This is a genomic window from Candidatus Pantoea symbiotica, from assembly GCF_056491525.1.
Genome location: NZ_JBSZHR010000003.1, coordinates 611,767 through 625,012 on the forward strand (window position 1 = coordinate 611,767; position 13,246 = coordinate 625,012).

The window sequence follows — 13,246 nt, forward strand, 5'->3', positions numbered from 1 at the left end:
CGCGCCGCGCCAAAAAGAGATCGTCTCAGTTAAGCCACAAGCGGGAGCATTACCACCAAATCTCCATCTGCGCCCCGAATGTCACTTCGTCGTTGTTGCCACGGCTGTTGGTCAGAATGCCGTTACCGCTGCTGTCGTTAGAGGCAAAGGAGGTCAAATCACCTGAGCTGTCTTTGCTGTAGCCCCACTTCTCATCCCACTTGGCGTAGGTAGCGAACAGACGCAGCGCCGGACGCGACCAGATGCTGTCGCCCGCCTGCCACTGTTGCGCCAGCGTCACTTTGTACTGGCCGTTGCGCTCGTTAACCTGCTGCGATTTCACGTTGTCGTAGCCCACTTCAAGCAGCGTGCTCATGATCGGCGTCCATTTGTACATTGGGCGCACGCCCACGGTGTACCACTCGGTACCACGGTTGTTGTCGAGGTCGGTGTTCTGGTACATGGCGACGTACATCAGATCCCAGCGATCGGCGAGGTTAATTGCACCGTGGTCGAGTACGCGATACATGCTGCCGCTGTTATTGATGTTGGTGCCCTGCGGCAGCCCTTTGCCTTGTGAGGTCAACGCATCGGTGGCGTACTGCAGCACGAATTTGTTGTAGCCCTTCATCATGCTCTGCGTATGTTCGGCGGTGAACATCCAGCCATCTTTGGAGGCGTTATCTTCGAGGCGATAACCGTCACGCGCGTTGGCGCGGCCATAATCGACGCCCAATTCCAGCACGCCGTTCGGGTTGGTTTCGAGGCCCGCTAAACGCACATCAAACACGTCGTTGGCGGTGCTGGTAGCGTAATCACGAATCTGATCGCTGGAGAAGGTGTAAGAACCGCCCGCTTCCGAGGAGCGCGTGGCGGCAAAAGAGAGTTTGCCGAAGCCGAGATCCACATCTTCCAGACCAGCACCGGGACCGGAAATATCCCAGTAGTAGAAGTCGATCATATGTACGTCATGACGCTGGTAGAAACGCTTACCGGCCCAGATGGTGGAACCCGGCAGCGCATCAATCAGGTTTTTGCCCTTCACGTTGGCTTCGCGGAACGCCGGGGATGTCGCTTCCCAGTCATTCTGCTGGGAAACCGAATAGGCGACGTTGGTATCGAAATAGAAGCTCTTATCGCCCTCTTTCCACACTTCCTGGCCCAGCTTCAGCTCAGCGTAGGTTTCACATTCGTTGCCCAGACGGTATTTACTTTGTGCGCCGGTGGCCTGAAAACATTGCTGTTCCCCGCCGCTGCCGGTCCAGCCGATGCCGGAACGGGCATAGCCGGTAAAATCGACTGCCATCGACGGGGCAGCGAGCGTACCTGCCGCGATAGCAACCGCGATAGGGAGTTTGCGCAGAGTTAACATTTTCTATCTCCTGAGGTCATTGCTTTTATTGTTTTGCAGGGCTAAACACCGGGTTCCTGATGCAACCTGCGACAGGCGCTGCCATCTTCACGGAAAAGATGGCAACGCTCCGGCGGCAGGCCGATGCCCATCAGGGCGCCCTCTTCTACCAGCACGACGTCCTCCTGGCGATAAACCAGGCTTTGACGAATGGCGGGAATCTGGATATGAATTTGCGTTTCGTGTCCCAACTGCTCCACCACCGTCACCTCGCCTTCAAGGGTGACGTCAGCGATATCGCTGGAGAGCAGATGCTCGGGACGAATGCCTAACGACATGTTGCTGCCCACCTGCACACCGGCGCTGTCGACCGGCAGCCACACCAGTTGGGTGTTGGGTAAACGCACCTGCACCTGATCGATGGCGGTGGCGGTGACTTTTACCGGTAAGAAATTCATGCGCGGTGAGCCGATAAAACCGGCGACGAAACGATTGGCGGGATAGTGATAAAGCTCCAGCGGCTTGCCGACCTGGGCAACGTGGCCGCCATCCAGCACCACGATCTTGTCCGCCAGCGTCATCGCTTCGGTCTGATCGTGGGTGACGTAAATCATGGTGCGCTTCAAACGCTTATGCAGACGTGAGATCTCAATGCGCATCTGCACGCGCAAGGCGGCATCAAGGTTGGAGAGCGGCTCATCGAGTAAAAACACGCGCGGTTCCGCCACCAGCGTACGGCCAATCGCCACGCGCTGACGCTGCCCGCCCGACAGCGCTTTCGGACGGCGCTCCAGCAGATGCGCCAGCTGCAGCACTTCCGCTACCTGATTGACGCGCTGCTGGATCTCCGCTTTGCGCGTGCCCGCCAGCTTCAGGCCGAACGACATGTTCTCGGCCACCGAAAGATGGGGATACAGCGCGTAGGACTGAAACACCATGCCGATGCCGCGCTCGGCGGGCGGCACCTCATTCATGCGTTTGTCGCCAATAAACAGATCGCCGCTGGTGATGGTTTCAAGCCCGGCAATCATGCGCAGCAGCGTCGATTTGCCGCAGCCTGAAGGTCCGACAAAAACCACGAACTCTCCTTCGGCGATCTCAAGGCTGATGTTTTTCGACACCTCGGTTTCGCCCCACACCTTGGAGACACTGCGCAACGTAACGCTCGACATGATGCTTTCCTCTCAGCTTGCTATTCCTTGTCCGCAAGTCGGCGGACAGACCCCGGCGACCACTATGGGCAAGGACATCAAGGCCGACATCCTCCACCGCAGCGCGTCGGCGTGGGGGAGGAGACGGGAGGAGGAGATCGTGCAGATGCGTCTGATAAAACGCGGCAGGCAACCATTTTTGTGAGCTATGACGCAGAGCAGAGCGACGATTGTGTGCGCCAGCCCGTGATAACCGGGTGGTTCTGCAACGCAGATCACATCAGATGAGAGGCAGGCGTAGAACCGGGGAGGATGAGAAGCGGCGGCAGATACTCACAATGTGGCAGGTAAAACGATTTCCGTTTCCGCTAACAGGATGGAGTTATGACAATGAAAACCGGTGCACGCATTCTTGCCCTTTCCGCCCTGACGGCCGTGCTGTTTTCAGCTTCTGCCGTTGCAAAGATTGAAGAGGGAAAGCTGGTCATCTGGATCAACGGCGACAAGGGCTACAACGGCCTGGCTGAAGTGGGTAAAAAGTTTGAGCAGGAGACCGGCATCAAGGTGACGGTTGAGCATCCGGACAAAATGGAAGAGAAGTATCCGCAGGTTGCCGCCACCGGCGATGGCCCGGACATCATCTTCTGGGCACACGATCGCTTCGGCGGTTATGCGCAGTCAGGCTTGTTAGCGGAGATTTCCCCGGACGCGCGCTTCCAGGAGAAAATCTTCCCGTTCACCTGGGACGCGGTGCGCTTCAACGGCAAGCTGATCGGTTATCCGATTTCGGTGGAATCCTTGTCCCTCATCTACAACAAAGATCTGCTGCCTGAGCCGCCAAAAAGCTGGGAAGAGATCGCCGCCATCGATAAGAAAATGCGCGCGCAGGGCAAGAGCGCCATGATGTTTAACCTGCAGGAGCCGTATTTCACCTGGCCGCTGCTGGCGGCGGGCGGCGCTTATGCCTTTAAGCTCAACGATGGCCGCTACGACGTGAAAGATACCGGCGTGGATAACGCTGGCGCCAAAGCGGGCATGAAATTCCTTGTCGATCAGGTAAAGGCGAAAACGCTGAATGCCGATACCGATTACTCCATCGCTGAAGCCGCCTTTAATAAAGGGCAAACCGCCATGACCATCAACGGGCCGTGGGCGTGGAGCAACATCGATAAGAGCAAAATCAACTACGGCGTCACGCTGTTGCCAACGCTGAACGGCAAAAATTCCAAAACCTTTGTCGGCGTTCTGAGTGCTGGGATCAATGCCGCCAGCCCGAACAAAGAGCTGGCCAAAGAGTTCCTGGAAAATTACCTGTTGACCGATGCCGGTCTTGATGCGGTCAACAAAGACAAACCGCTTGGCGCGGTGGCGCTGAAATCGTTCCAGCAGACGCTGGAGAAGGATGAGCGTATCGCCGCCACCATGACCAACGCGCGTAACGGCGACATCATGCCGAACATCCCGCAGATGGCCGCCTTCTGGTACGCGATGCGCACCGCCACGCTGAATGCGCTGAGCGGACGTCAAAGCGTCGATGCGGCGCTGAAAGATGCGCAGGCACGACTCAACAAGTAATCCTCTCTACCAGAGCCGGCGCAATCCGGCTCGTTACTGGCTGTTAAGGAAAACCGCATCATGTCAGGAAAACCGAAAACAGCACGGTTCAGCGCCGTGCTGAAGGCTCTTTTTCTCGGTATCTGCTGTCTGCTGGTCGGCTATCTGCTCGTGCTGATGTATGCAAAAGGTGAATATCTGTTTGCGCTGGTGACGCTGATTATCAGCGCCGTCGGCATCTGGATTTATGCCAATCGTCGCGCTTATGCCTGGCGCTATGTCTATCCCGGCCTCGCCGGCATGGCGCTGTTCGTGCTGTTTCCCCTCGCCTGCACCGTGGCGATTGCCTTTACCAACTACAGCAGCACCAATCAGCTGACGCTGGAACGCGCGCAACAGGTGTTGCTGAGCCGTCAATATCAGGATGGTTCAGCGCTGAACTTCTCATTGATTCCGGCGGGCGAACGCTGGCAGCTGGTGTTGACCGAAGCGGGCAACGGGCAAACCTTCGTCTCGCCTGCGTTTGCCTTTGGCGGATCGCAAAAGCTGAAACTAGCCAGCGCCCCGCCACCGCCAGGTGAACGCGCCACGCTGCGCATCGTCACTACCAACCGCCAGGCGCTGAACCAGATTCAGGCCGAACTGCCGGATGGTCGTTTGGTGGTGATGAGCTCTCTGCGCCAGTTCTCCGGCACGCGCCCGTTGTATGTGCTGCAAGCCAACGGCGATCTGAAAAATCAACAAAGCGGCGCGCTGTATCAGGCCAATCGTGAGAGTGGTTTCTATCAGAACAGCAGCGGTGAAGCGCTGAGTCCGGGCTTTACGGTGAATACCGGCTGGAAGAATTTCATTCGCGTGTTTACCGATGAAGGGATTCAGAAACCGTTTCTGGCGATCTTTGGCTGGACGCTGCTGTTTTCTTTCGTGACGGTGATTCTCACCGTGGCGGTCGGCATGGTGCTGGCGTGTCTGGTGCAGTGGGAAGCGCTGAAAGGCAAAGCGGTGTATCGCGTGATGCTGATTTTGCCCTACGCCGTGCCCGCCTTTATCTCGATACTGATTTTCAAAGGCTTGTTCAACCAGAGCTTCGGTGAAATCAACGTGATGCTGCAAGCGCTGTTTGGCTTCCAGCCCGCGTGGTTTAGCGATCCGACGCTGGCGCGCACCATGCTGATTATTGTGAATACCTGGCTCGGTTATCCCTACATGATGATTCTCTGCATGGGGCTGCTGAAAGCGATTCCGGACGATCTCTATGAAGCTTCGGCGATGGACGGTGCCGGGCCGCTGCAGAACTTCTTCCTGATTACCCTGCCGCTGCTGTTGAAGCCGCTTATGCCGCTGATGATCGCCAGTTTTGCCTTCAACTTTAATAACTTTGTGCTGGTACAGCTGCTGACCAACGGCGGACCGGATCGTATCGGCACCACCACGCCAGCCGGTTACACCGATTTGCTGGTCAATTACACCTGGCGCATTGCGTTTGAAGGTGGCGGCGGGCAGGACTTTGGTCTGGCGGCGGCGATTGCCACGCTGATCTTCCTGCTGGTGGGCGCGTTGGCGGTGATCAATCTTAAAGCCGTGCGGATGAAATTCGATTAAGGAGTCGTTATGGCTATGGTGCAACCCAAATCGCAAAAGCTGCGTCTGTTGATGACGCATCTGCTGCTGCTGATATTTATTGCGGGAATCCTGTTTCCGCTGCTGATGGTCTTAGCCATCTCACTGCGCGCTGGCAACTTCGCTACAGGTTCGCTAATCCCAGAGCAGATTTCCTGGGAACACTGGCAGCTGGCGTTAGGTTTCAGCGTGGAGCACGCCGATGGCCGCGTGACGCCACCGCCCTTCCCGGTGCTGCTCTGGCTGTGGAACTCGGTGAAAATCGCCGCCATCAGCGCGATTGGCATTGTGGCGCTTTCCACTACCTGCGCGTATGCCTTTGCCCGCATGCGTTTTGCCGGGCGCGCCACGCTGTTAAAAGGCATGCTGATTTTCCAGATGTTCCCGGCCGTGCTGTCGCTGGTGGCGCTGTATGCGCTGTTTGATCGTCTGGGACAATATCTGCCGTTTATCGGCCTGAATACGCATGGCGGCGTGATCTTTACCTATCTCGGCGGCATCGCCCTGCACGTCTGGACTATTAAAGGCTATTTCGAAACCATCGACGGTTCGCTGGAAGAAGCCGCGGCGCTGGATGGCGCCACGCCGTGGCAGGCGTTCCGGCTGGTGCTGTTGCCGCTCTCGGTGCCGATTCTGGCGGTGGTATTTATTCTGGCGTTTATCGCTGCGGTTACTGAAGTGCCGGTGGCGTCACTGCTGCTGCGCGATGTGAACAGCTACACGCTGGCAGTCGGCATGCAGCAATATTTGAACCCGCAAAACTATCTGTGGGGCGACTTTGCAGCGGCGGCGGTGCTCTCTGCGATTCCGATTACGCTGGTGTTCCTGCTGGCCCAACGCTGGCTGGTCAGCGGCCTGACCGCCGGAGGCGTGAAAGGCTAACCCGTTTATTATCCTCCTTCCTCAATGTTCACTGCAATTGAGGGTTTTGGCGGCCTTCGGGCCTAATGCACATCAGTTAAGCGTAAAACGGTCGCCATAAATGGCGACCCTACAATTGTTTGGGTAGGTTTTCGTAGGGTGCGCATTTATGCGCACCTTCATAAACATGCAATTTATTGCTTAACTGAACGGCATTAGGCCTCAAGGCCGCTTCTTTTTTGGAGTGGAGTTATTACAGATTCTTCTGTCCCCAGTTTTAGACCAAATGAATGCGGTTTCGTCAACGTTGTTTCGGGCTACAGAGTAATAGAGGCCCAGCCCCTATTCTTAAGCAATAGGTGTAACTGGCTGAAAAATGAAAGTTGCGCTCATGCGACGATGTGTTTGGAATTGATCAAAAGCTTCAATCGGGCTGACATTTTCCAGATTACTAAAGTTGAGCCGTTCAAATAAATGGCGTTCAATACGTGAGGATATGATGTATTCGTCATTAAGGTGCCCAGTCTGTTTACTGATTCGCTGAGTAAAGCCACTGACGATAACGGTATTAAAAGGCAGCGCGCAAAAAGCCATACCAGCCAGCCGCAATACGATCCCGTGCACATGAAGAGCATAACGTTCGCGTATAGCCTTTTGTGACAGCTCTTTCTCAATAATCTCTGTTCCACGAGCATTCACCCGCACTGATGAAGTGGGCAGCATTTCATACTCTGGCAAATCCACTTCAATAAGAATTTCAGATGCGGAGCTATTCACCTGAAATGAAACCAGCGTCTCACGTGGCCAGTCAGCAGCCTGAATGACTTCGGACAGAAGTGATTCGAAATAGCTGCTATCGGTGGCGAATTGCGATGCAACGTTCACCGCTTTGCTTGCAATCTTCTTTTCATGCTCAGCCGCATCGAATTGCCAGTTAGCGTACTGCTCCGCCCAGTGCTGGCGCATCGTCTGATAACGCTTAAGGGAAAGTTCGTTTTCCTGTTTGCACTCTGCGACTTCTCGTTGCCATTGCTCAAAATTACGTGTTTGCCGCTCCTCGCGAGCAGAAGCTGATTCAAATATTCAGCCAATCAGACCACGACCTTGATTTTCTTCAGGCTGTTCAGGTGCGATAAGGGGAACGGGTTTCTCCGGACGGACAGGTGCAGGCACATTGTAAGGTTGCAACATTAACTGGCGATAATGCGCTTCCAGCTCCGAGTAAGAATGCCCCGTACGAGGATCGGGTGTAAGGAGATAGATATTAACAATATCGTCTACTGCCTGATTAAGCGCTTCAACCTCTTGCTCAAGCTCCTGCCGTAAATAGGGATCCTCATGTCGAGAGACATTACGTTTTCTGCTCGCTGCACTTGCTCGATCGAGCCGGGTGCGATAGCTCAATCCCGACCCCGGAAGCCCAAAATTGGCAAACGTACCGCGTTTGCCGAACGAAACGGATGCCCCACGCGGCCCAACACTCATACTCGCACCTGAGGAGCTCAGGTTCATCCTTACACCTGGAATAATGCTTATCGATTTTCGAAATCTAAACCCCATGTTTTTAACCATTCCTTTTGATTATTGAGTAAGGGCAAATGTTCTCATTTTTCACAGCTTAATGCGTCGATAAAATTGACAACATTGAATGAAGCTAAGCAATCATCCTCTCATTCCATCCATCCTTAAACACAATATTGCCGTCCACGTATTTCCATGTGATTGTTTCATATCGTAGCTCAATATTTTCCAGATGCGTGCTGTTCTGGCCGTTTGGCAGCAAAGCCGGAGAGATGCTGGAGATTTTGACGTTTTCCAAAAGAATATTGAAATACTCAACCTCAATGCCCGCTTCGTTAATTCGGTACATCTTGATGGTCGCTGATTTAAGCGTTCTGGGCTGGCATAGCGCACGAAGCAGCGTTGGCGTTGTACGATCAAACTCCTTCTGAATCGATATTGGGGTATGCACACGCGTTCCCGTCAACCTGCCCGTGTGCTGGTCTACCGGGATTGTAATATTGTGCATCACCGTGTTCAGTTCAATCGAACCGAGGCGGGTTGGCATCGTACAGGAACCCACAATCGGGGAACCATTTTCATCTTCTAACCATAAATGCGCTGGAACAGACATATTTAATCCTTTAAAGTTTTCGACATTTATAAACAACAAAAATATACGCACACAAGTAAACGATCCCCACGCTCAACATGCCGCTGTCAGGGAAAAGGTAAAATTGCAACATGCCGTACAGCACAGTAACAATAACTGGCACATAGATACGCAGCAGCATTTTTGATTGTGACCTCAGCCACTGCATAAAGAAACGTTTCATGCTCTTCCCATCAATTTCGCGAGCACCTGAGCGAGTTCATATTCTGAAAGCCATTTATTCATGAGCGCGCCAGCCCGAATAAATTCGGACTCAATGAGAAAATACATCATTTCAAGCCTGCGTATGTATAGCGCCTGATAATAAGCCGGATGCATTACTTGCAATCGTTTTGCGCTTTCTGCCGCATTCTGGACGATACCGTATATTGTCAGAACACCCACTGCGTCTCCAAAATAACCCCCAATACTGTTGGCAACAGGAAATCTGATATTCATTCCTACAATCACTGCCATTGTCGCCCCGACCGCAAAGGCGTTTGATGTCAGCGCGCTTGCCGCAATGTGAATATTTAACCGCATCATATGGTTTTTAATTACCGCAATCTGCTGCATAGAACGGTGCTCAAGTTGATAATCGATGTAGGTTTTAAGAAGTTCGAAAACAATACGCCGGTCTTTTACCAACTGAACCATTCCCATCATGAAACGCTTATCTTCGATCGCTTGTTTTCTGCAAACATCAAAATAGTCCTCAGTAAAGCACGATGCATAAAATGAAAGTCGCGTCGCCCCTTTATTGATCTTACTGACTTGATCGGAAACTGCATCAATAACGCCGGAAACGGCGTTATCGAGCTTTTCTGCCAGAATCCTTTGCGCCTGAAGCTGCTTTATGACCGCATCACTGTGGTACATATATATCCCTATAGTTAATTCCGTTAACCATAAAAACTATAGGGTAATGATATTACTCCGTGAAGATAAATTTTAACCAGATGTGATCCTTATTCATAAAATAAGGAAGTGTAAATCCGCACTTAAATGTGTGTTTTATTCGTTTCAGTAAAGAAAACACTGAGATATGTTGGTGCTTGAAATATCTATTATTTAATACGTAATTGCGTACAGATATATATCATTCGTCTTAAGCAGATTAATGCGAAACGGTCGCCATGAATGGCGACCCTACGGGTTAATTCATTACTAATCCGCCATCGACGTATAAGGTTTGCCCGGTGACAAATTCGCTCCAGTCGGACGCCAGAAACAGCACCGGGCCGGTGACATCTTCCGGTCGTGCGATACGCCGTAGCGGGGTTTGCGCGGTGAGAAAATCGCGCACCTCTTCGCGTGTGGTCTGGCTGGCATCGGTGGGATACACCAAACCGGGCGCCACGCAGTTAACACGAATCCCCAGCGGGCCAAGCTCCGTCGCCAGCGTGCGGCTAAAGCCGGTCAATGCGGCTTTAGCGGTGATGTAATCGTGATACGGCACCGATGGACGCGCCACCAGATCGCTGGTGAGATTGACAATGCTGCCTCGCACGCGCGCACGCATTAAAGGTAGCGCCGCCTGGCAGACGTTATAGGCGGCTTTCACCGCGCCATCGAACTGCGACTGATATCCCGACCATGGCGTTTCCCAAAAGCGTGAACGATTTTCGGTGTCGAAAACGTAAGGTGCGAAGGCGTTGTTGATCACCGCATCGAGGCGGCCGGTGGCGTTGACGATCTGCTCCATCATCGCGTTGACCTGTTGTTCAGAGGTGACATCTGCGGCAATCGCCAGCGCATCGCCGCCTAATGCGCGGCACTCTGCAACTACGCCCGCTGCAGCAGCTTCATTGCGCAGATAGTTCACCACCACAAATGCGCCTTCAGCGGCGAAGGCTTTAGCGATTGCCGCACCAATGCCGCGACTTGCGCCGGTTACCAGAACGGTTTGGTTGGGGAATTTCATTATTGCTCCTTAGTGATGGAGTGTGATTCAGCCAGGTGCGCATTAATGCGCACCCTACAAAACCCAATATGCATAAACGCGTCGTAGGGTCGCCATTTATGGCGACCGCGTCAGTCCGTATACGGTGCGTAACTTTCGGCAGCAGCTTCTGCGCCCTGCTCGATCTCCGTGATGGTCACCAGGTCGAGCAAACTAAAACGCCCGTCGTGATGCCAACCTGCTTCCGGCGAGGTCATGTTGCCGAACGCTGCGATGCGTGTGACGCCCACTTGTCCGAGCAAAGCGGAAATGCGAAACAATTCCTGCGGCGAGGCCGCCACGCCTGCGGTTTGCAGAAAATGTCGCTGCTGCGCCACCATATTGACCACTTCCTCCAGCGCATCCACGGACACCACTTTCAAGGTGCGACCGAGCGCAGCAGGCGATAAAGGCTCCGCATGATCAACACTCACCACCGCCCAACTGTCTGACGCCTCGCCGTAAAGCGTACGATCGCCGCCCAGCGCACGAATCTCCTCGCCATTACACCACGCGGCAATGCTGTTCATTTCATTATTAGCCAGCGGACGGCGCGGATGTTTGTGCGCCAGCGCGGCGAGTTCATGGGCGATGTAGCTGGCGAACTCATCCGGCGAAACCTTGCCGCCGCGCTCGACAAACAGCATCTGCGGCGAGTAGCAACCGGCCTGGTCGTAACGCATCACGTCATAGGCCACGCGGCGCGCCAGTTCCGCGCCCTGCCGAGCATTCAGCGCTGAACGCGCCACCAGCCCAAAGCTGATTTTGTGGCCGTGCGGCAAAAAGCGCGTGGTAACTGGCAAACGCTGTTGGATCGCCGCCAGCGTTGGGTTGCCGCCATAAGCCACCAGCACATCGGGTTGGCGCAGCCAGGTTGGCTCGGTTTGCGCATCGCCGCCTTTCCACCACACCACCGCGATGCACTCGCCGAGTTTTGGGTCGATTTCCGCCAGCAACTGCGCGAACCAGCTTGCCATCAGCGGCTCATTACCCGGCAGTTTGCCGATGGTGCCCGCCTTGACCAGCAGACCACAGATCAAACTCCACAGCGGTAAGCCCGGCACGTTGCCCGCCCAGATATGCATCAACAGTTGCGGGCCAAACGCACGCGCGAAGCCGCCTTTGGGGCGTGGCTGGAAATCGTCGAGCATCTGCGGATCGGCGAAATCCTCCGCCAGAAAGCGCTTCAGCTGCGGCTGACGGAAAGTTTTCAGGTAGCCGGTGAGGCCAAGCCGCACCATGTCGGCGTCGTAACCGGTGACGATAGGCAGCAGCTTTTCGGCTTTGATACGCAGTGGATGATCGCGATCGAGCAGTCGCGCCACCGCTTCATCAATGATGGCGATGATCTGCGCCACGCTTAGCTGATGAAGATAAGCGCGGGCGTTGGTGCGGATGCGCGCTGCGAGCGCCGTTATCTGCTGGTCATTGAGTTGCGGCACGCTAACTTCGAGGCTTTCGCCATGATGATTGAAGCTCAGCGTGTGCCACTGCACTTCGTCAGCGGAAAGGCCCGGCAAATGTCCGGCAACTTCTTTCACAGCGGTGCCTGCGCGCTGGCGAGAAACGCTTCCATGGTCAGTGAACAGCCTTTGGCATCAGCGCCGTTCGCGCGTCCCAAAAGATGGAATCCGCCGGGCACCATCACGCCCGCGTCTTCCGTTAACAAGGCGGAAACCGAGTTGAAATGTGCCAAATCATGATGCACCAGCACGCCAACCTCGCCGTCCGGCACATCATCGCCGGTAAGCGGATTGACCACGCGCGTGCGGATCCAGTGCGGCCCGGATTTCACCGGCGGGCAGCGCTCATTGCCCGCATCGTAAAACTGCGTGCTGATTTCTGTCATACCGTACATGTTGATGCAGTGTGAACGCGGGATGTCGAAGGCGTGAGAGAGCGAAGCGTAGAATTCCTCTGCGCCAATCTCGCGCGACTGGCCTTTAAAACCGCCGGTATCGAGAATTCGACTGCCGGCAGGCAGCGCGAAGCGGCGTTGCTGGCGCTGCATTTCATCCAGCAGAGGCATGAAGCTGTAGCTGGCACCCAGCAGCGCATAAGGTTCACCGCTGGCTTCGGCCTGCTCGAGCGCACTAAACAGGCGATCGATATCGAGGCCATGCTCGCCCACCATTACTTCGCTGTCTGTCGTGCCACACTCCTGCATCGCCAAATCGAGATAGGTCGCCAGCGACGAGTTCGGCATCGCCACTTTATCCGGGAACAAAATGCCCATGCGCATGCGTTCGCTGCCCGCCATAAAGCGACGGCGGAAGTTGAGTAGCATCGATTTCTTCCACACGTCCAGCGTCGGATGGTAGCTGCGCCCTTTTACCGTGCCGGTGGTGCCGCTGGTCATGAAGATCTCGGCAATTTGGTCGGTGGGACGGCAGCTGAGCGTCAGATCTTTGAAGGCATTAATCGGGATGGCGGGAATGTTGCGCCAGCTTTTCACCGTCAGCGGCGTGCGTCCGCGCTGGATGGCAAAGCGGCGATAAGGTTGGTTGTGTGCGAACTGATAAGCGAAGATTTCGAGGGCCAACTGGTTGAAATCGTCGTCTGAAGACTCTTCACGCTGCAGGAATGTCAGCAGAGCCTGAATGATGTGTGTTTCGTTCATGTACGTCGCCACCTTT

General features: G+C 54.6%; 13 protein-coding genes. 3 read left to right on the forward strand and 10 right to left on the reverse strand.

The window, feature by feature from the left end; translation table 11 throughout:
* Positions 1–49: 49 nt before the first annotated feature.
* The gene (locus ACXIZX_RS23510) at positions 50–1,351 is read right to left on the reverse strand and encodes a maltoporin (RefSeq protein WP_179452535.1); all 1,302 of its coding nucleotides are present in this window, start codon (positions 1,349–1,351) and stop codon (positions 50–52) included.
* Between the two features lie 41 nt (positions 1,352–1,392).
* Positions 1,393–2,502 carry a maltose/maltodextrin ABC transporter ATP-binding protein MalK gene (malK, locus tag ACXIZX_RS23515; RefSeq protein ID WP_061719670.1) on the reverse strand — a complete coding sequence of 370 codons (1,110 nt, stop codon included), beginning with the start codon at positions 2,500–2,502 and terminating at the stop codon, positions 1,393–1,395.
* Positions 2,503–2,865: 363 nt separating this feature from the next.
* Between malK and malE the strand changes: the two genes are divergently transcribed.
* The 3 genes from malE to malG are packed head-to-tail and all read left to right on the forward strand — an operon-like array spanning position 2,866 to position 6,537.
* Positions 2,866–4,056 (forward strand): maltose/maltodextrin ABC transporter substrate-binding protein MalE, encoded by a 1,191-nt coding sequence (malE, locus tag ACXIZX_RS23520; RefSeq protein ID WP_061719671.1) that lies wholly within the window; start codon positions 2,866–2,868, stop codon positions 4,054–4,056.
* A 60-nt stretch (positions 4,057–4,116) separates the two neighbouring features.
* Complete coding sequence (gene malF, locus ACXIZX_RS23525; protein WP_479405198.1) at positions 4,117–5,637, forward strand: maltose ABC transporter permease MalF; 1,521 nt, start codon at positions 4,117–4,119, stop codon at positions 5,635–5,637.
* A 9-nt stretch (positions 5,638–5,646) separates the two neighbouring features.
* Entirely contained in the window at positions 5,647–6,537 is an 891-nt protein-coding gene (malG, locus tag ACXIZX_RS23530) for a maltose ABC transporter permease MalG (protein ID WP_479405199.1), read from the forward strand.
* Between the two features lie 327 nt (positions 6,538–6,864).
* Here the strand turns inward: malG and ACXIZX_RS23535 are convergent, their stop codons facing one another.
* The 8 genes from ACXIZX_RS23535 to ACXIZX_RS23570 all read right to left on the reverse strand — a co-directional run bounded on the left by ACXIZX_RS23535 (position 6,865) and on the right by ACXIZX_RS23570 (position 13,230).
* Positions 6,865–7,482, reverse strand: coding sequence for a hypothetical protein (locus tag ACXIZX_RS23535; protein ID WP_479405200.1), 618 nt, complete (start codon positions 7,480–7,482; stop codon positions 6,865–6,867).
* Between the two features lie 117 nt (positions 7,483–7,599).
* Positions 7,600–8,088 carry a DUF4236 domain-containing protein gene (locus ACXIZX_RS23540; protein ID WP_479405201.1) on the reverse strand — a complete coding sequence of 163 codons (489 nt, stop codon included), beginning with the start codon at positions 8,086–8,088 and terminating at the stop codon, positions 7,600–7,602.
* 82 nt (positions 8,089–8,170) lie between these two features.
* Positions 8,171–8,650 carry an Hcp family type VI secretion system effector gene (locus ACXIZX_RS23545; RefSeq protein ID WP_479405202.1) on the reverse strand — a complete coding sequence of 160 codons (480 nt, stop codon included), beginning with the start codon at positions 8,648–8,650 and terminating at the stop codon, positions 8,171–8,173.
* Between the two features lie 10 nt (positions 8,651–8,660).
* Complete coding sequence (locus tag ACXIZX_RS23550; RefSeq protein ID WP_479405203.1) at positions 8,661–8,852, reverse strand: hypothetical protein; 192 nt, start codon at positions 8,850–8,852, stop codon at positions 8,661–8,663.
* Complete coding sequence (locus tag ACXIZX_RS23555; protein ID WP_479405204.1) at positions 8,849–9,547, reverse strand: hypothetical protein; 699 nt, start codon at positions 9,545–9,547, stop codon at positions 8,849–8,851. Before ACXIZX_RS23555 ends, ACXIZX_RS23550 begins: the two co-directional genes overlap by 4 nt.
* Positions 9,548–9,824: 277 nt before the next feature.
* Complete coding sequence (locus tag ACXIZX_RS23560) at positions 9,825–10,592, reverse strand: 3-oxoacyl-ACP reductase (protein ID WP_479405205.1); 768 nt, start codon at positions 10,590–10,592, stop codon at positions 9,825–9,827.
* A 110-nt stretch (positions 10,593–10,702) separates the two neighbouring features.
* Positions 10,703–12,151, reverse strand: coding sequence for an acyl-CoA reductase (locus tag ACXIZX_RS23565; protein WP_479405206.1), 1,449 nt, complete (start codon positions 12,149–12,151; stop codon positions 10,703–10,705).
* Positions 12,148–13,230 carry a LuxE/PaaK family acyltransferase gene (locus ACXIZX_RS23570; RefSeq protein WP_479405207.1) on the reverse strand — a complete coding sequence of 361 codons (1,083 nt, stop codon included), beginning with the start codon at positions 13,228–13,230 and terminating at the stop codon, positions 12,148–12,150. The genes ACXIZX_RS23565 and ACXIZX_RS23570 overlap by 4 nt, the downstream gene beginning before the upstream one ends.
* Positions 13,231–13,246 lie beyond the last annotated feature (16 nt).